The 19,972-nt window shown below is 38.3% G+C and carries 14 protein-coding genes; all 14 read left to right on the top strand.

The genetic code is table 11. The annotated features are described in order from the left end of the window. Window positions 1-15 precede the first annotated feature (15 nt). The 14 genes from F7888_RS21325 (at window position 16) to F7888_RS21390 (ending at window position 19,711) form a co-directional block, all read left to right on the top strand. Complete coding sequence (locus F7888_RS21325) at window positions 16-2,721, top strand: ATP-binding protein (protein WP_191783249.1); 2,706 nt, start codon at window positions 16-18, stop codon at window positions 2,719-2,721. Window positions 2,722-2,730: 9 nt separating this feature from the next. Further along, a complete protein-coding gene (locus F7888_RS21330; RefSeq protein ID WP_191783251.1) occupies window positions 2,731-3,597 on the top strand; it encodes a CheR family methyltransferase in 867 nt (288 codons plus the stop codon). 17 nt (window positions 3,598-3,614) lie between these two features. Continuing rightward, complete coding sequence (locus F7888_RS21335; protein ID WP_191783253.1) at window positions 3,615-5,954, top strand: PAS domain S-box protein; 2,340 nt, start codon at window positions 3,615-3,617, stop codon at window positions 5,952-5,954. 166 nt (window positions 5,955-6,120) lie between these two features. Further along, window positions 6,121-6,459, top strand: coding sequence for a nuclear transport factor 2 family protein (locus tag F7888_RS21340; protein WP_191783255.1), 339 nt, complete (start codon window positions 6,121-6,123; stop codon window positions 6,457-6,459). 932 nt (window positions 6,460-7,391) lie between these two features. Then, window positions 7,392-8,975 carry a peptide chain release factor 3 gene (locus tag F7888_RS21345; RefSeq protein WP_191783257.1) on the top strand — a complete coding sequence of 528 codons (1,584 nt, stop codon included), beginning with the start codon at window positions 7,392-7,394 and terminating at the stop codon, window positions 8,973-8,975. Between the two features lie 88 nt (window positions 8,976-9,063). Beyond that, window positions 9,064-9,291 (top strand): CsbA family protein, encoded by a 228-nt coding sequence (locus F7888_RS21350; protein ID WP_191783259.1) that lies wholly within the window; start codon window positions 9,064-9,066, stop codon window positions 9,289-9,291. Between the two features lie 281 nt (window positions 9,292-9,572). Further along, window positions 9,573-10,856: an MFS transporter gene (locus F7888_RS21355; RefSeq protein ID WP_191783261.1), complete on the top strand. Its 1,284-nt coding sequence runs from the start codon at window positions 9,573-9,575 to the stop codon at window positions 10,854-10,856. Window positions 10,857-11,327: 471 nt separating this feature from the next. Continuing rightward, window positions 11,328-13,307 carry an excinuclease ABC subunit UvrB gene (gene uvrB, locus F7888_RS21360; RefSeq protein ID WP_191783263.1) on the top strand — a complete coding sequence of 660 codons (1,980 nt, stop codon included), beginning with the start codon at window positions 11,328-11,330 and terminating at the stop codon, window positions 13,305-13,307. A gap of 7 nt (window positions 13,308-13,314) precedes the next feature. Further along, window positions 13,315-16,203 (top strand): excinuclease ABC subunit UvrA, encoded by a 2,889-nt coding sequence (gene uvrA, locus F7888_RS21365; protein ID WP_191783265.1) that lies wholly within the window; start codon window positions 13,315-13,317, stop codon window positions 16,201-16,203. Window positions 16,204-16,559: 356 nt separating this feature from the next. After that, complete coding sequence (locus F7888_RS21370; protein ID WP_191783267.1) at window positions 16,560-17,354, top strand: serine/threonine protein kinase; 795 nt, start codon at window positions 16,560-16,562, stop codon at window positions 17,352-17,354. Window positions 17,355-17,688: 334 nt separating this feature from the next. Then, entirely contained in the window at window positions 17,689-17,991 is a 303-nt protein-coding gene (locus F7888_RS21375) for a magnetosome magnetite crystal formation protein family (protein WP_191783269.1), read from the top strand. A 32-nt stretch (window positions 17,992-18,023) separates the two neighbouring features. Further along, the gene (locus F7888_RS21380; RefSeq protein ID WP_191783272.1) at window positions 18,024-19,136 is read left to right on the top strand and encodes a DUF4097 family beta strand repeat-containing protein; all 1,113 of its coding nucleotides are present in this window, start codon (window positions 18,024-18,026) and stop codon (window positions 19,134-19,136) included. Window positions 19,137-19,148: 12 nt separating this feature from the next. Beyond that, window positions 19,149-19,346, top strand: a complete 198-nt coding sequence (locus F7888_RS21385; protein ID WP_191783274.1) for a PspC domain-containing protein — start codon at window positions 19,149-19,151, stop codon at window positions 19,344-19,346. Continuing rightward, window positions 19,346-19,711, top strand: a complete 366-nt coding sequence (locus F7888_RS21390) for a phage holin family protein (protein WP_191783276.1) — start codon at window positions 19,346-19,348, stop codon at window positions 19,709-19,711. Before F7888_RS21385 ends, F7888_RS21390 begins: the two co-directional genes overlap by 1 nt. Window positions 19,712-19,972 lie beyond the last annotated feature (261 nt).

Genomic DNA, 19,972 nt, shown 5'->3' on the forward strand with positions numbered 1-19,972 from the left:
GGTGATTAATACGTCATGAATTTTAAAACCAGACTAAATATTGGTTTTGGGGTTGTCATGGTTGTGATGCTGATCGTGCTTTCAGTTGCACTAAGTCTATTATCTACGCAACAACGACAATTAGATCACATCGTCGAAGACCGTTATGAAAAAATAAAACTATTAAACCATATCCGAACCGAAGTAGGTGTGATTGGACGTGAGATTGATCAAATCACGCTCAATGATCAGGTATCACCTAATGCAGAAAATATTGCCCAAATAAATCAATCATACGAAATGGTCATTCGTGAAGTGAATGACTTAGAACAAATGTTGCAAATAGAGCGGGCAGTCGAGGTCTTCACGGAATTGCAGAAGGAGCTTATTAACTATAAAACCATTGTGGACCGCTTCTTAGTAAATGACCCTGAGCTGACAAATCACCTCGACATGAGGATTCTCGAAGCACAATCAAAGCGGGAGGATATATTTGTTGTTTTAGATGAACTAATTTTCATCCAAGAACAGATTATGGAAGAAACGTCGGAAGCAACAGCTAACCAATATAATAATGGTGTTAAATCAGTTGTGATCGCATCAATTATTGGAATTATTCTTGGTATAGCTATTATGATCTTAGTTGTACGTGGAATCGCAGCTAGATTAAATCGAGTGAAAAATGTGATGAGCAGCATCGACTATCAAGCAGAAGAGTTTCCGCGGGTTGATATCATTACGAAGGATGAAATCGGAGAAATTGCCACCGTCTATAACGAAATGGCCTCTGCACTAGAGGAGCATGAGCGAACTGAACGAGAATACTTAGAAGACATAGAGGAGCAGCATTGGCTTAAGACAAAGACAACCGAGCTTTCCAATTTGACACAGGGTATCACTGAAATTGAAGTCTTAGGACAACAATACATCAATGAGCTTTCAAAAATTGTTCAAGCTAAACATGGGGTTATCTATATTAGGAATCATGATCCACAAGGTGATTATTTCACTAAATTAGCTGCTTATGCTTATAGCGACACATTAAATCAGAATAATGACGTCATTCGAATAGGACAAGGCCTTGTCGGACAAGCTGCGGCTGATAAAGAGGCCATGATTTTGCAAGATATCCCTGATGATTATGTAAAAATTTCATCAGGTCTAGGCGATACAAAGCCTTCAACCATCATGATTGTACCAAGTGCTTTAGAAGACGAGGTGCTTGCAGTGATTGAGCTAGCCACAATCAACACGTTTTCTGAAGTGGAGCGCGATTTAATTATCGAAGCTTCTCATCAATTAGGTGTCATTATTAACCGAATTGAAAAACTAATCCAAGTGAAGAAATTGCTGGAAGAGTCACAAACATTAAATGAAGAGCTTCAAACACAATCAGAGGAATTACAAATGCAGCAGGAAGAGCTACGTACGATGAATGACGAGCTTGAAGCACAATACCGCAATTCAGAGCAAAAAACAAAAGAACTAGAGAAATATAAACTAGATTTAGAGGAGAAAAACAAAGAGGTTCTACTAGGCTCAAGATATAAATCTGAATTTCTTGCGAATATGTCTCATGAGCTTCGTACACCATTAAATAGTTTAATTATCTTAGCGCAAATGCTCTATGAAAATAAGAGTGGGAATTTAAGTGAAAAACAGGTGGAGTATGCTTCAACCATTTTCACATCAGGAAATGATTTACTCCGATTGATAAACGATATCTTAGACTTATCAAAAATTGAATCTGGCAAAGTGGATATGGTTCAATCAGAGGTCGTTCTTGACGATATCCTCTCTGTGGCAGAGCGACAATTCTTACCGATTTCAAGGACGAAGGGAATTGAATTTGAAATTAAGGTAGCAGATGATATTCCTGCAATTATCTATACAGATGAACAGCGCATTAGCCAAATTCTGAAGAATTTATTATCCAATGCCTTTAAGTTCACTGAAGAAGGGAAAGTCATGCTTGAGATTGCAAAAACTAGCATGCTATCTAAGGATAGCCTAAGGCAAGAGGAATATCTTGCCTTCTCTGTGACAGATACCGGTTTAGGGATACCAAAGGATAAGCAAGAGCTGATTTTTGAAGCGTTCCGACAAGCGGATGGAACAACAAGTCGTAAGTTTGGTGGAACTGGATTAGGATTATCAATATCAAAGGAATTAGCTGAACTTCTTGGTGGATCAATTTCTTTAGAAAGCACTGAAGGAGTAGGAAGTACCTTCACATTCTTCCTACCTATCAATGCGCAGGAAATGATGGAACAAAAGGACGATGATTCTGAAACCGAGGTTGCGATCACATTAGAGACGTCACAACTTCAGGTGGAACAACCACAGCCTCCAATTATTGAAGATGGTTTAGTTGGGAAGAAGGTTTTAGTCGTTGATGACGATATGAGAAATATTTTTGCTTTAACTAGTGCATTGGAATTGAATGGGATGAATGTCATCTTCTCTGAGAATGGGAAGGAAGCCATCACAATGTTACCAGAGCATCCGGACGTTGATATTATTCTAATGGATATTATGATGCCAGAGATGGATGGCTATGAAGCAATGCAGCATATCCGCCATATGGAGATGTTTCAATCGATTCCAATTATTGCACTTACGGCAAAGGCGATGAAATATGATCGCCAGAAATGTATTGATGCAGGGGCATCAGATTATATTAGCAAACCAGTCAATCTTGAACAGCTATTGTCATTGTTGAAGGTCTGGTTACACAAATAGGTGAAAAAAATGAATGACTTAAATGACCATGGATTGGAAAAACTAGATAATGAGAATTGTAGTGACCTTGAAAAGGTAGAAATCGAGTTATTATTGAACGGGATCTACCAATATTACGGATTCGATTATCGAAATTATAATCTATCCTCTATAAGGAGAAGAATTTGGCATCGAATCAAGCTTGAAAAACTAGAGACGGTCACTCAATTATTAAATCAAGTGTTGCATGACCCAGTGATGATGGAAAAGCTCCTTGGTGACTTTTCCATCAATGTAACTGAAATGTTTCGAGACCCAAGATTTTTTAAATCGTTTCGGTCAAATATTGTTCCGCTATTGAAAGAACTCCCTTCCATTCGAATCTGGCATGCTGGGTGTTCAAGTGGAGAAGAGGCGTTTTCAATGGCGATTCTTCTCCATGAAGAGGGACTGCTTGATAAGTCGCGAATTTATGCGACAGATATGAATGACAAGATTTTAGAAAAAGCTAAAAGTGGGCGGATTCCCATTCATCAGATGAAGTCCTATACAAGTAACTACATGGCCTCAGGTGGTACACGGGAATTCTCAGAGTATTATACAGCAGATTTATATGATGTTTGTCTAAAAGATGAAATTACGCATGCGATCACATTTGCACAGCATAATTTAGTCACAGATAGTTCATTTAACGAGTTTCATGTAATCATTTGTAGGAATGTGATGATTTACTTTGATCGTGATTTACAAGAACGGGTCCATCAGCTTATTTATGAAAGCTTAGTGCCGTCTGGTTTTTTAGGATTAGGCAATCGTGAATCACTTTCTTATACCAAGTTTGATCCTCTATATACAATTATAGATAAGTCCGAGAAACTATACAGAAAAAATAATTGACTAAGGGCGAGGTAGATATGCAAAATCAAACGGTAAATATTCTAATGGTTGATGATCGAAAAGAAAATCTATTAGCATTACAAGCTGTTCTAGAATCTAGTAATTATAACCTCATTTTGGCGACTTCAGGGGAAGAGGCCCTTAAGTGGGTTCTTAAAGAGAGTTTTGCTGTCATTCTTTTAGATGTCCAAATGCCTGGGATCGATGGCTTTGAAACGGCTAGATTAATTCGTGCACGTGAAAAGTCTAAGGATATTCCTATCATCTTTATTACAGCTCTGAGTCAGACACAGGAGCATGTGATGAATGGCTATTCTGTCGGAGCAATCGATTATGTCTTTAAGCCTTTTCCGCCACTTGTGTTAAAGAGTAAAGTCGAAGGATTTGTAAATATCTATTTAAGTCAGCAGCAAATCAAACAACAAAATAACCTCATCCTTGAGCATTCAAAACAGCTTAAGCGAGCGCATCATAAGCTACAACGTAGCGAAGCCTTAGCGAGAGCCATCACTGATGCGTCCATTGATACGTTAATTACGTTAGATAAGGCTGGACAAATATTAACAGTCAATCCTGCTGGCACAGAAATGTTTGGTTATCCGGAAAATAAGCTTGTACATGAGCATCTGTCCACAATCCTTCCCTACTTTCGTACAGAGAGCTTAGAGGAGGTACAACAAGCTAAATTGATAGAGTCAACAGGCGAACGAAGTGATTCAACCTCCTTCCCGGTTGACTTTCAAATTTGCTCAGCAGAAGTTGATCAAGGGTTGGTATATGTATGCTCAATTCGAGATATTACCGAACGGAAGCTGCAGCTAGATCAATTAGAAGAGTTAGTTGAAAAGCGGACAGAGGAATTGAGTGCAAGCCATAAGGAACTAGAAAAAGAGGTAAAGGAAAAGCAACAAATGGTCCAGCTCATCAAAGAGAGTGAAGAACGCTATAAATCTTTATTTGAAAATCACCCTGATGCTGTGTTTTCGGTAGATTTAGAGGGGCGATTTGTGTCAGTGAATGAAGGCTGTGTGAATCTATCAGGCCGAAGCAGAGAAGAATTACTAGGAATGAATTACATAAAAGTAATTAACGAAAAGGATCATGGGAAAGCTCAAAACATTTTTGGAATTTCCCTTAAAGGATCTCCTCACCATGATGAATTACAGGTTGTACATAAAGATGGCCATATCATCAGTATTCAGGCGACTGCGATTCCGATTATTATTGATGGCAAGGTGATTGGTGTATATGGAGTTGCGCAGGATATTTCTTTGCAGAAGGATTTGTGGCAGCAGCTCTATGAGAGTGAAGAAAAGTATCGACACCTTGTAGAAGGTTCGCCTGATGCGATTATTATCAAACAGATTCCTTCAAAAAAGTGGATGTTTATTAATCAAACGGGCTTGAAGCTTTTAGGAGTTGACCAACTAGATTCTACGAAAAGCTCGTTAGAATATTGGATCCATAAGGACGATTATGAGCGAGTCCGTGAAACATTAGATATGGGTATGCATGAGCAACGAATGCATAATGTGGAAGCCAGATTTGTTCGCTTAGATGGAGAAATCGTCTTTGGACAAATCAATTGTATTCCTTTCATGTACGGGGGAATCCCTTCATTACATATAGTGATAAAAGATATTACAGAGTTAAAACATAGTAGAGAATTTCTAAAGGAATCTGAGAAGCTAACTGTAGTCGGGGAGTTAGCTGCTGGGATAGCCCATGAAATCAGAAATCCATTGACAAGTCTACGCGGATTCACCCAACTTCTTAAATTCACAGGGAATGCAGACAATGAGTATGTACCGATAATGATTGAAGAAATCGATCGGATTAATACGATTGTAAGTGAACTGTTATTATTGGCGAAACCAAATAACATAGAATTTATTGAAGTGAATGTTGATCAGCTTTTGGATACCATTGTTGTTCTTATGAAGGCTGAGGCGAATTTGCATGGGGTCACAATCTTACATGAAAAAACAGATGACTTCTCATATTTCACATTAGGAGTCGAGAATAAAATAAAGCAAGTGTTTGTGAATATATTAAAAAATGCGATAGAAGCTATGCCAGATGGTGGTCAATTGACTATCAAGGTAAAGAATGAGGGGAAACAAATTTCGGTCTCCTTCATCGATCAAGGTGCAGGGATTCCTGCAGACATATTAAGAAAAATTGGACAACCATTCTTCACAACAAAGGAAAAAGGAACAGGTCTAGGTATGATGGTTTGTCAGAGTATTATTGAGAGTCATCAAGGAACAATGAAGATAGATAGTGAAGTAGGTATTGGTACAACAGTGGAAATTAGTTTGCCATTATTAAAGGATGTTCAGGTTGCTCATGCATGAGAATTTTGAAGAGAGGGAGGCTCCTCTCTTTTTTTGAAGTGAACAAGGTGCAGAACCTACTATTTCTAGCTATCATAACGAAACGGCATTAAGTCTAGCGATCGAATAAGGATATACAGAAATACAGGTATTATCAGAACTGTAAGAATCAAAGGAGGAATGTAAGATGAGTCGTGCTGCTGAATTAGCTCAAAAACAGCTTGATGCGTATAATGCTCAGAATATCGAAGAATTTGTTGCCCAATACAGTGAGGATATTATCGTGATGGATTTTCCATCAAATGAAGTTACTCTGTCAGGGAAGGAAGCGTTTCGTGAAAGGTATCAAACGCTATTTCAAAATAACCCAAACCAGCATGCTGAGCTGAAGGCAAGATTGGTAAAAGGGAATATTGTGATTGACCATGAATATGTAACAGGTCGTGCCAATGGTGTAGAGGTAGAAGCGATTGCGATGTATGAAACAAATGATGACTGCATTACGAAGGTTTGGTTTGTGAAATAACTATAGAGGGAGTTTGGAAGGGTTAATCGGAAGAAATACCCTTTTGGAAAGAGATTGATTCAACCAATAACGGGATAATTTTCCCTTATTTGAAAATGATCATTAATAACGGCTTAAATAGAGGAAGAATTTCCGCTTATTTACTCAAAAAAAGTGGAAATGAGGGGGGGTGGACAGGGTAACGGAAAAATGGTCCCTTATTTTCCCTGAAATGAACTCGATTCAGCAAATAGCCGAAAATCCTTCCCTTATTTGAAAAATCTCATAAAATTCAGCTTAAGAGCAAGATGCAAAAAGTCTTCATGAAACCGTTGAATGCGCAGGACGTATGTGAGCCAGGGACGAGAAGTGCTCATCCCGTCCACCACGACTAACGGTTAAGAAGACGATTGGCTGAAAAACCATCCTGCTTTCCAGTTCCCCCACAGCTACTACAATTCCGACGGAACCAAAGCAATGGGATTTTCCCAAAACCTTTACATTTGGAGCAAACAACCTTAAGCGCCAGAAGCAATCCCCCCTTATTTTTTTCAGTAGGAAAATTCTTTTGTGAGAAGAATGATTCGACTTCAGTTGACTAATATCGGTATCCTATCGGTGGTAACATAAATTGAGGAACGAATGGAGGACATCGCAGTGTGAAAAATACCTGTTCGTTATTATACTTTTAATTAATATATGAAAAATTATTCGAAAATAGTATAAAGGACGAGCAGAAATGTCAATTTGAGATGAATTTGCTCGGAACATTTCAGGAATATGTATCTTTTTTAAGGACCTATGTATCATGATGGATAAAGCTTCACATTGTAGAATTGGGTTGAATATGATATATTTCTTTCGGTATATAAAAGTAAAAAGTGCATAAATCACCTATTTAAAAGACATATGGTTTCATTTTTTGTAGATAGAGAGTGAGGAAATCAGAATATATGAGTTATATTGAGGAAGCGCATAAAAGACGTACATTTGCAATTATCTCCCATCCCGATGCTGGGAAAACGACAATGACAGAAAAGCTCTTGTTGTTCGGGAATATTATTAGAGAAGCAGGAACAGTTAAAGGGAAGAAGTCAGGGAAATATGCGGCTTCAGATTGGATGGAAATCGAAAAACAACGTGGAATTTCTGTTACATCCAGTGTAATGAGTTTCCCATATCATCAATTTTACGTAAATATTCTAGATACTCCTGGACATGAAGACTTCAGTGAAGACACTTACCGTACATTAACTGCGGTTGATAGTGTTGTCATGATTATCGATTCAACAAAAGGGGTAGAGCCACAAACGATCAAACTATTTAAAGTTTGTCGTATGAGAGGTATTCCTATTTTCACGTTTATCAATAAATTAGATCGTGAAGGAAAAGACCCACTAGAACTTTTATCTGAAATTGAAGAGGTATTAGGAATTGAATCATACCCAATGAATTGGCCGGTTGGAATGGGCAAAAGATTTCTTGGTATCATTGATCGCTACCAAGATCAGTTTGTTCATTTTAGAGGAGATGAGCAGGAAGACATCATTCCTCTTGAAGAGCTCGAGAAAGGAAATCATCAGGAAATCACTGATAATCCGATCTATGAAAGCACCCAAGATGAGTTGATGCTACTTGATGAAGCGGGAAATGAATTTGACCCAGAGAGAGTCATTAATGGCGAATTAACGCCTGTATTCTTCGGGAGTGCACTTGCGAACTTTGGAATCCGTACCTTCTTTGATACGTTCCTACAATTTGCTTCACAGCCAAAGCCTCGTAAAACAAATCAGGGATTAATTCCACCAGAGCATGAGGAGTTTTCAGGCTATATCTTCAAAATCCAAGCAAATATGAATCCAGCTCACCGTGACCGAATCGCCTTTTTACGTGTGTGTTCTGGTAAATTTGAGCGTGGAATGAGTGTTAATGTCAGTCGTACGAACAAATCAATCAAATTGAATCAAACACAGCAGTTTATGGCTGCAAGTCGTGAGACGGTTGATGAAGCATATCCGGGAGATATCATTGGTATTTATGATCCAAATGTATACCAAATCGGTGACACGTTAACGGCAGGAAAGGAATCCATCTCTTATCAGGAGCTACCGGTCTTCCCACCAGAAATGTTCCGTAAAGTACGTGTGAAGAACGTCATGAAATCCAAGTCCTTCCGTAAAGGAATTGAACAGCTGGTACAAGAGGGGGCAATTCAATTATTTAGACAGGAGTCTAATGATGAAGTCATCCTTGGTGCAGTCGGTCAACTACAATTCGAAGTATTCGAATACCGTCTACAAGCTGAATACAATGTTTCAGTTGAATTTACATCAATTGGAAGCCGAATTCCAAGATGGATTGGCAACAAGGACGTAGACAGCCGTTTATTCGATTCACGTAGCTTACTTGTACGTGATCGCTATGACCGTTACGCAGTCCTATTTGAAAATGAATTCACGCTACGCTACTTCACTGACAAAAATAAAGACATTGAACTAATTGACCTACTAGAAACAAACGATTATAAGAGTGTATAAAGAAAAAACTACCTCCATAAGCGGTGCCTGGCACCGTAAGTGGGACGTAACTTGTCCTGCGTAAGGGTAAGGTGAGAGGAGGTATTAGATGCTGACCAAGATCATCTTAGCACTAATACTACCGTGTTTATTGGTTATTTTATTTACAAGAGTAACGTACAATCACTATGTTGGAACAGGCTTGACGATTGCGCTATTAGTTGCGTCAATTTATAAGGGCTATACACATACGTCGATTATTAATGTACTCGATTTACTATCATTAACTGCAGGATTTTTATATTCACGTCGAATGGTCCGGAAGTTTAAGGGCTAGCTCGTGACAAGTATCAACATTTAATCTATGTAGCATATCAGGAAACGTCTAACAAAGAAGTTAGGCGTTTTTTGTCGTTCAAATCCTCACATGCATATTGCCGAAAGATGTCGTAATTAGTAGAAACCTTAGTATAAAAGTCGGAAATGTAATTTAAATGGTCATAAAACGCGTGCAATAATCTGAAAATAGAGTAAAATTATAATATTGTGATTGAAGTAATAATTCATACATAAAACGCAGGCATTCTTTAATCAGTTGAAAAGAGTAGGAGACTAGAAATGAAGGACATTATGACGATCTTTAAAAATCGCAATTACACTTTACTGTTTTTTTCTTCGTTCACATCCCAAATGGGGAGCATTATTGGAATATCCGCGTTTATGCTATATCTATTAAATCGTTTCTCAGACCAACCCTTTTATGCTACCATGGCTGAACTCATGTATTCATTACCCACTTTATTTGTCTTTTTTCTTGTAGGTGTATTTGCTGATCGGATGGACAGGCAGAAGGTTGCGGCGTATAGTGATTTCATTTGTGTCCTCCTATCGGTAGGTCTGATAGCGGCTATTTATATTGATTGGATGCCACTGATCTTTTTGCTACTGTTTCTTCGTAGCGCGGTGTCGAAATTTTTCCATCCTGCTCAAAGCTCAATCATTCAAGGGATTTTAACGAAGGATGAATACACAGTTGCAGCTGGATTAAACCAAATGACAAGCAGTCTATTCATGTTATTTGGAAATGCCATTGGGATTTTCATTTATTGGAACTTTGGGATTCAAGGAGCAATAATCTTTGATAGCGTGACTTACTTGCTTAGTGGACTATTAATCCTTGCATGTAAGATGAGTGAAGAAATTCGACTTCCAAATGGGAAAATCCATTGGAGAGACATTACGGTTAGCTCAATTTTTGGTGACTTTAAAGAAGGCCTCAAGTATATTCTTAATAAAAAAATATTAGTCTATTTAATCATTGGATTTTTCGTCTTTGGAATTGTTAACGGTGGCCTATCTGTCATGCCTACCTACATATTAAAATACAAAATTGCTCCAGAAACATATGAGCAGGTCCTCATCTATATGGGGATTGTCTTCGGAAGTTCTGTCATGATAGGGAGTATTCTTGCATCAATCATTGCTAAGAAAATCAAATTATATCAAATGCTTATTATTGGTTTATTCTTATCAGCGATATTTATTGGTGTAACAGGATTTGCTACCACTGTCTTTATGTTTCTTGCCCTCAATGTTGCAATTGGATTAAGCCTACCAATCTTAAATATTGCGATCGGCGGCTGGCTTCCAAGGATTGTTGATCCAAAAATGATGGGGCGTGTACAAGGCTGGATTAATCCGATTATGATGCTCTCACAATCTATTACACTAGGGGTGATCATGGTCACCTTCCAGAAGTCATTGACGATCGAAGGACTATTCATACTAGTATCTTCCTGCATTTTCGCAGTCGGTCTATTCTTCACCATCGTCCTACCTAAACATGGGAAAGAAGGATACCAAGAAGAAGCACCAGTCGAGCTCGAAAGCAAAAGCGTATAAACATAGAAACGAAGGCTCTTATTCAGGAGTCTTCTTTTCTTGCTAAAAGGCTGTTTTCTTAAAGTTTGTTGTTTTTAATTTGAATTATTACAAGTGAGATTTCTAGCAGTCTGAATACACTCAAGACTCCCGTGGGATACGTGAGTCCCCACAGGACGCGGAGTGTATTCAGGCTGCGGCTTTAATAGCAAAAATTTATAAATAAACAGCTATCAAAAAAATAACAAAACACCAGTTCGTATTTTTGGAGATATCATGTATAATTGTGGTACAATATGTTTACTAATAGATGTTTAGGTATTCAGGCTCCGGTTACCATCACAATAATCTAGATAGAAATATAGCCAAAGCTTTGTTAATAACCGTCCAAATCAGGCAATAATGGACAATATCTACTAAGAAAATGTCCCATAGATATTAAATTCTACACCGATTTTACATACATATTAATTCTTGAATGGAGGCTTGGATGTGAGCGAACAATTTGAGTTAGTCTCAAAATATTCACCACAGGGAGATCAGCCACGAGCAATTGAACAATTACTAGAAGGCATCAAGCAAGGAAAAAAACATCAAACTCTTTTAGGTGCAACAGGTACAGGGAAAACCTTCACGATTTCAAACGTTATCAAAGAAATTAACCGTCCAACACTCATCATCGCCCATAACAAAACATTAGCAGGACAACTATATAGTGAATTCAAAGAATTCTTCCCAAATAATGCAGTCGAATATTTCGTCAGCTACTATGATTACTATCAGCCAGAAGCTTATGTTCCACAATCTGATACCTTCATCGAAAAGGACTCTAGTGTTAACGATGAAATAGACAAGTTACGTCACTCGGCAACCTCTTCTCTTTTTGAACGAAGAGATGTCATTATTATTGCAAGTGTATCGTGTATCTATGGTTTAGGATCTCCGGAGGAATATAAGGAATTAGTCGTTTCGTTACGAGTCGGAATGGAGCTTGAACGTAATCAACTTCTACATAAACTTGTCGATGTTCAATACGAGCGAAATGATATTGATTTCCGTCGTGGGACATTTAGAGTTCGTGGAGATGTTGTCGAGATTTTCCCAGCATCAAGAGATGAACATTGTATTCGTGTTGAATTCTTCGGTGATGAAATTGACCGGATACGTGAAATTGATGCGTTAACAGGTGAGATCATCGGTGAACGAGAGCATGTAGCCATTTACCCAGCTTCCCACTTCGTAACTCGTGAGGAAAAGGTGCAGGTCGCTCTGAAAAATATTGAAGCGGAGCTTGAAGAAAGACTTGAAGAGCTACGAGATAAAGGAAAGTTACTAGAAGCACAGCGATTAGAACAACGTACAAATTATGATTTAGAAATGATGAGAGAAATGGGCTTCTGCTCAGGAATCGAAAACTATTCTCGTCATCTTACATTAAGAGAGGCTGGCGTCACTCCATATACTTTAATGGACTTCTTTCCAAAGGATTTCTTAATTGTTATCGATGAGTCGCATGTAACGATTCCGCAAATCCGTGGAATGTTTAATGGTGACCAAGCTCGGAAGCAGGTCCTTGTTGATCATGGATTCAGACTTCCTTCTGCGATGGATAATAGACCACTTCGGTTTGAAGAATTTGAGAAGCATATTAACCAAATTGTCTATGTTTCAGCAACACCAGGACCATATGAGCTTGAACGTACACCAGAGGTCGTTGAGCAGATCATTCGTCCAACTGGATTGTTAGATCCTCCGATTGATGTACGACCAATTCAAGGTCAAATTGATGACCTAATTGGTGAAATACAAGCAAGAGTGGAGAAGAACGAACGTGTCTTAATCACCACCTTAACGAAAAAAATGTCTGAGGATTTGACCAATTATCTAAAGGATATTGGTATTAAGGTTAATTATCTTCATTCTGAAATAAAAACCTTAGAACGAATTGAGATTATAAGAGACTTAAGAATTGGTAAATATGACGTTCTCATCGGAATTAACTTATTAAGAGAAGGTCTTGATATTCCCGAAGTGTCACTTGTGGCGATTTTGGATGCAGATAAAGAAGGCTTCCTCCGATCTGAACGATCACTTATTCAAACCATCGGACGTGCGGCACGTAATGCCAACGGACAAGTCATTATGTATGCTGACAAAATCACAAAATCGATGGAAATAGCAATTAATGAAACGAAGCGTCGCCGAGCAACTCAAGAAGAGTACAACCGGGTGCATGGAATTACCCCACAAACCATTCAAAAGGGCATTCGTGACATTATTCGTGCAACACATGCTGCTGAAGATGTGGAGGATTATGAAGCAGCACCAAAGCTTACTGGCTTAACGAAGAAAGAACGTGAAAAAGTCATTGCTGAAATGGAACTTGAAATGAAAGAGTCAGCGAAGGCGCTAAACTTTGAACGTGCAGCAGAACTAAGAGATTTAATTTTAGAGTTAAAAGCGGAAGGATGACAAAAGAATGGCAATGGAACGGATTATCGTCAAAGGTGCTCGAGCACATAATTTAAAGAATATTGATGTGACAATTCCTAGAGACAAGCTAGTAGTTCTGACTGGACTATCTGGCTCAGGAAAGTCATCCCTTGCGTTTGATACCATCTATGCTGAAGGGCAACGAAGATATGTTGAATCACTTTCTGCCTATGCAAGACAATTTCTTGGACAAATGGATAAGCCTGATGTCGATGCAATTGAAGGCCTTTCTCCAGCCATCTCAATTGACCAAAAAACAACAAGTCGTAATCCACGTTCAACCGTTGGAACAGTGACTGAAGTTTATGATTACTTGCGTCTGTTATTTGCTAGAGTAGGGCGTCCAACATGTCCAATTCATAAAATCGAGATCACCTCGCAAACAATCGAGCAAATGGTCGACCGAATTCTTGAGTACCCTGAACGAACAAAGCTACAAGTGCTAGCACCTGTTGTCTCTGGTCGGAAGGGAACACATGTGAAGGTGCTTGAAGACATAAAGAAGCAAGGCTATGTCCGTATTCGTGTAAATGGGGAAATGCGAGAGCTTTCAGAGGATATTGAATTAGAAAAGAATAAAAAACATAATCTTGAAGTTGTCATTGACCGAATTGTTGTCAAGGATGGTGTAGCATCACGTTTAGCAGATTCCTTAGAAGCTGCACTTAAGCTTGGTCAAGGAAAGGTCGTCATCGATGTCATGGGCGAAGAGGAGCTCCTTTTCAGTGAATTACATGCCTGCCCTCATTGTGGCTTCTCAATTGGTGAGCTTGAGCCAAGAATGTTCTCATTCAACAGTCCATTTGGTGCATGCCCTGATTGTGATGGTCTTGGTTCAAAGTTAGAAGTAGACGAAGAGCTAGTCATACCAAACTGGGACTTATCATTGAAGGAGCATGCGATTGTTCCATGGGAGCCAACTAGCTCTCAATATTATCCACAATTACTTGAAGCAGTCTGTGACCATTATGGAATTGATATGAGCATGCCAGTTAAAGATATTCCGAAGCATTTAATGGACAAAATTTTATACGGAAGTGATAGCGAGCAAATCTATTTCCGCTATGAAAATGATTTTGGCCAGGTGCGTGAAAATTTCATCATCTTCGAAGGTGTTATTTCAAATGTAGAAAGACGTTACAAAGAAACAAGCTCAGACTATATCCGTGAACAAATGGAAAAATACATGGCAGAACAAGCTTGCCCGACTTGTAAAGGGAATCGATTAAAGAAGGAAACTCTAGCAGTTTTAATTTCTGGAAAGCATATCGGTCATTTAACGGCTTTATCAATCAATGAAGCACTTGATTTCTTTACTTCGATTGAATTAACGGAAAAAGAAATGAAGATTGCTAATATGATTTTCCGAGAAATTAAGGAACGTCTTGGATTCTTGGTCAACGTAGGTCTAGATTATTTAACCTTAAGTCGTGCAGCTGGTACATTGTCAGGTGGGGAGGCACAACGAATACGTTTAGCGACACAAATTGGTTCTCGCTTAACCGGTGTCCTCTATATCCTTGATGAGCCTTCCATTGGACTTCATCAACGTGATAATGATCGACTGATTGCAACTCTTCAAAAGATGCGTGATATTGGAAATACATTAATTGTCGTTGAACATGATGAAGATACGATGATGGCTGCAGACTATTTACTGGATATCGGTCCTGGTGCGGGCGTCCATGGTGGAATGGTCGTTTCAGCTGGAACACCCACAGAAGTGATGGCAGATGAAAATTCATTAACAGGACAGTATCTATCTGGGAAAAAGTTCATTCCACTTCCAATTGAACGACGTCAGCCAGATGGACGTTTCATTGAAATAAAGGGAGCAAATGAAAATAATCTTAAAAATGTCTCTGTCAAAATTCCATTGGGTATCTTTATTGCTGTTACCGGAGTCTCAGGGTCAGGGAAAAGTACATTGATAAATGGGATCTTACATAAAGCATTAGCGCAAAAGCTACACAAGGCAAAAAGTAAACCAGGCTCCCATAAAGAAGTGAAGGGAATCGAGCATTTAGAAAAGGTCATTGATATCGATCAATCACCAATCGGACGAACACCTAGATCTAATCCTGCCACATATACAGGAGTATTCGATGATATTCGCGATGTGTTTGCAGCAACGAATGAAGCAAAGGTACGTGGCTATAAAAAAGGCCGTTTCAGCTTTAATGTGAAAGGTGGCCGCTGTGAGGCCTGTCGTGGAGATGGAATCATAAAAATTGAAATGCACTTTTTACCGGATGTCTATGTTCCGTGTGAAGTATGTCATGGAAAGCGATACAATCGTGAAACGCTTGAAGTGAAATATAAAGACAAAAACATCTCAGATATTTTAGGGATGACAGTCGAGCATGCGGTCTCATTCTTTGAAAACATTCCTAAGATTAGTCGAAAGCTACAAACGATTTTAGATGTAGGCTTAGGTTATATTACTCTTGGACAACCTGCGACAACTCTTTCTGGAGGAGAAGCACAGCGTGTAAAACTAGCCTCAGAGCTTCACAGAAGATCAACTGGTAAGTCATTATATATTCTAGATGAGCCAACAACTGGACTTCATGTTGATGATATTTCTCGACTACTTAAGGTGTTACAACGTCTTGTAGATAATGGTGATACAGTGCTAGTAATTGAACATAATTTAGATGTCATTAAAGCAGCCGATCACCTCATCGACCTTGGACCAGAAGGTGGAGACAAGGGTGGTCAAATTGTTGCAGCAGGTACACCAGAAGAGGTCGTGAAAGTAAAAGCATCACACACAGGCACCTACTTAAAACCAATCTTGGAACGCGATCGAAAGAGAATGAAAGACTTGATTGAAGAAAAAGAAGCGATAGTAAAACAAGGCGGTTTTATTTGAATTTATTGTTTATATGATCAAAACACTGGATATGGAATCTTTAGCAGTCGGAATACACGTAGACTCCCTGGTCACCCGCAGGACGCGAAGTGTATTCCGACTGCGGTATCAAAAGCAACAATATATACGAAAACAGCCTATACAAAAAAGCTAAAACGTGGAAATGAGGAAAGACCATGCTGAAAAATATCTTAAAAAGCCTAATGAACAGTAAGTCTCAACGCCGCTATTACTCAAGTAGCCGTGGAAAAAGACACAAGCATTACGGGCACCCGTCTAAATATGGACATAAATATTATAAGAAAAAGTATAAATCAAGTGGGTTCTTCAGCAGATCCTATAGTAGCAGCTAATCGATGCTATTTCGTAAGGTCAGCGAGTGGCTAGAAATACCACTTAACAACGGATTCACCCTTAACAATCGTTATCAAATCAAACAATATATCGGAAAAGGTAGTTATGGTTTGGTTTATGAAGCAACGGACGAGCTTAGGGGTGAGTCCGTGATTGTAAAACAGCTTAGAAATCGTAAAAGAGCACAAAATAAAGAACTACTTGTAAGAGAAGCACGAATGTTAAAGAGTTTAAACCTCTCGAACACTCCAGCATTAGTTGATTACTTTCAAGTTGATCAAAAATATTATCTTGTGATGGAACATAAAGCAGGAAAGAATTTTGAAGAGCTTGTTATGTATGAAGGAAATGAATATAGTGAGGTTGAAAGCATTCAAATTCTGTTAAAGGTGCTTAGAGTAGTAGAGCATTTACATCACAGGAACATCGTTCATAGAGATTTACGTTTACCCAATATCTTATTTCATGGAGATCAGATCATCATCATCGATTTTGGTTTGGCCATTTTTGCCGATGAGGGGGACCTAATTTCAAAGGTTCCTACATCTCTTGCAAAAAGGTTATATAGAGAGCCCTCTGTAAAAAGTGATTTTTATGCTTTAGGGAACTTTATTCTATTTCTTTTATATTCTAGCTATCAGGTTACTTCAAGGAAGGAACGAAGCTGGGAAGAAGAATTAACAATAAGCCCCGAGCTCAAAAGATGTATAAGGAAAATGCTCCAATTAGACCAAGAATATGCTACTGTAAATGAAATCATCGAGGATCTTGAATTCATTCTCGCAAACCAAACATAAGTGTTCCTTTAAAAGGACTGTTCAAACTTAAAGCTAAAAGGCTTAAGGTGGGGCAGTCCTTTTTGTATAAGACTAAGACTTGAGGCGTAGTTGAAAATCATTCTGGTGGTCGATTTCCTAGACGGATGATTTCGATATAATGAGTACATAAGAAGAGGGTGAAAAGTTTAATCAAACGTTTGTTTAGCTTCAGATTCCAGGTGTATCAAGGGGTTAGATTTTTTAAATAAACGTTTGTTTAAAAAAACTGAGAGTAGAAATCGATAAAACTCTAAAACCGAAGTGAAACCATAAGTCTTGTTTTTACGTATATGTAGGTATAAGGAGTGATTGAGTGGATACGAATAGGTTGATTTCATCATTATGCTATTTTAGTGTATTTTTTGCAGGGTTTATTTTTCCGATTGCCGTTTATTTTATCGTTCCAGAGAGAGAAGTAAAGAATCATGCAAAGAAAGCTTTTTTATCTCATTTGATTCCATTACTTACGATTCCATTATTTATTATTATGTTCTTTAGCTTTAGCCAAACAGGGCATTTAGAATTTGGATTTATTGGTGTCGCTTTGTTGTTTGGTCTTGTAAATATCATCGTTGTCATTTGGAATGTAGTAAAAGGAATTAAAGTGCTAATATAACAATTTTTTAAAATGTGAGAGGAGAATGAAAAATGATTGAAGAACGCAAACGAATTTTGAAGCTTGTTGAAGAAGGAAACCTATCAGCAAATGAGGCACTTACATTATTAGAAGCATTAGAAGATCAGAAAAAAGGGACAACGAATGAACCTGAACAGATGGCTCATGAGCTATCAACAATGGTTGATTATGAAGAACAACAACAAACACAAGATGAATATAAAACACATTATTATAAGCAATCGTCTGTCAAATCAAAGCTGACCGATTTCCTTGATTCAGCAGTGAAGAAAATTAAGGACTTAGATTTAGATTTTAATTTTGGTCCAGGGATTGAAATGAATCATATTTTCCAACATTCAGATGTATCTGTGCGAAATTTAGAGCTGGATGTTGCAAATGGAAGCATTGAACTTATTCCATGGAGTGAAAATGATGTTCGTGTGGAATGTACGGCAAAAGTCTATAAGGTAGAAACAGTAGAAAGTGCAAGAGAAGCATTTTTACAAGAATGTTTATTCTCGATTGAGGGGAATAAGCTGAAATTCTCAGTTCAAAAGAAGCAAATGAAGGTGAATGCGAAAATTTATGTGCCTAGCGTTCAATTTGAACAGGTTAAGATGAGAATGTTCAATGGACCAATCAGTGGGGAGAATTTACAAGTAGCCTCATTAAAAGCGAAATCAGCCAATGGGTCAATTACATTCGGGAAGCTATCAGCAACAGATATGGAGTTAGAAACAGCAAATGGACATATCAATTTGAAGGATAGCCAAAGTCAGGCATGTGAGGTTGAAACCATTAATGGAACGATTCGAGTCGATGGGGAATATGAGAAGCTAGATATTCAAAGCTTTAATGGAAATATTATTTGTGAGTTACCTGGTGAGAAATGTCATACGCTAGAAGTGAAAACCACTGCTGGGAATATTGACATTCTTACGTCAACAGCAAGAGACATAGAAGGTGAATTGAAATCAAACCTAGGTGGATTTGATTGTGCGATTCCAAATATGAATATTGTAAAAGAAAAGAACGAAGTGGTTCAGAAATATTTACGCTTCAAAACAAATCAAGGGAAGGAAAAGAAGCTGCATGTTTTTGCAGAAACGAAAACAGGCTCTGTTCATATAAAGCCACTTTAAGGAGGAATTCATTTGAAACGTTTAACTCGCTCCCGATCCAATCGAATGTTAGGCGGCGTGATCGGAGGGCTTTCAGATTATTTAGGTATAGATGCCTCATTACTGCGAGTGATCTTCGTACTCGGTTTAATTTTTAGCTTTGGTACATTCCTTTTAGTTTACTTAGTGTGGATATTTGTTGTACCAAATGATACGGATGTTATTCGCTAATGAGGTGGATTGCAAGTCTCGTAGTAAACAGCATCATCCTTATTGTTGTGGCAGGTTATATTGATACGTTTCATTTAGAAAGTATTACAGCAGCACTGATCGCAAGTTTCATCTTATCAATATTGAATGTGATCGTGAGGCCGATTTTAATCATTTTAACCTTGCCAGTAACAGTGTTAACCCTTGGTTTGTTTTTATTCGTGATCAACGCGATTACGTTAATGATCACTCAGGGGATTATGGGAGATTCGTTTGTGATTGAAGGCTTTGGAACAGCGATGCTAGCCTCTATCATCATCTCCGTCCTGCACCTGCTGATTCAAAAAGTCATTATCGAACCACTTCAAGAAAAAAAGAAAAAATAACCATAAACAATGCCCAGCCACTACTTGTTTTTATAGTGTCTGGGTATTTTATTATGTGAGGCAATTCATTTAAGGAATGGTGGATATAAACCCGCAGCCTGAATACACTCCGCGTCCTGTGGGGTGCCCGGTGAGCCTCCTCGTCACTTCGCTGAGGCCACTGAAAAACTATCGTTTTTTGATAACTTTAATTTCCAAAGAAAAAAACAAGCCTTTTTTTCTCAAATAAGATCAAAAAGGCTTGTTTTAAAGGGGGAATTC

Origin of the sequence: Litchfieldia stipae (assembly GCF_014837155.1) — a bacterium.
GTDB lineage: Bacteria > Bacillota > Bacilli > Bacillales > Bacillaceae_L > Litchfieldia.

Coding starts and splice junctions, on each gene's coding strand:
- F7888_RS21325 (WP_191783249.1), top strand. CDS start 16: ATGAATTTTAAAACCAGACTAAATATTGGTTTTGGGGTTGTCATGGTT.
- F7888_RS21330 (WP_191783251.1), top strand. CDS start 2,731: ATGAATGACTTAAATGACCATGGATTGGAAAAACTAGATAATGAGAAT.
- F7888_RS21335 (WP_191783253.1), top strand. CDS start 3,615: ATGCAAAATCAAACGGTAAATATTCTAATGGTTGATGATCGAAAAGAA.
- F7888_RS21340 (WP_191783255.1), top strand. CDS start 6,121: ATGAGTCGTGCTGCTGAATTAGCTCAAAAACAGCTTGATGCGTATAAT.
- F7888_RS21345 (WP_191783257.1), top strand. CDS start 7,392: ATGAGTTATATTGAGGAAGCGCATAAAAGACGTACATTTGCAATTATC.
- F7888_RS21350 (WP_191783259.1), top strand. CDS start 9,064: ATGCTGACCAAGATCATCTTAGCACTAATACTACCGTGTTTATTGGTT.
- F7888_RS21355 (WP_191783261.1), top strand. CDS start 9,573: ATGAAGGACATTATGACGATCTTTAAAAATCGCAATTACACTTTACTG.
- uvrA (WP_191783265.1), top strand. CDS start 13,315: ATGGCAATGGAACGGATTATCGTCAAAGGTGCTCGAGCACATAATTTA.
- F7888_RS21370 (WP_191783267.1), top strand. CDS start 16,560: ATGCTATTTCGTAAGGTCAGCGAGTGGCTAGAAATACCACTTAACAAC.
- F7888_RS21380 (WP_191783272.1), top strand. CDS start 18,024: ATGATTGAAGAACGCAAACGAATTTTGAAGCTTGTTGAAGAAGGAAAC.
- F7888_RS21390 (WP_191783276.1), top strand. CDS start 19,346: ATGAGGTGGATTGCAAGTCTCGTAGTAAACAGCATCATCCTTATTGTT.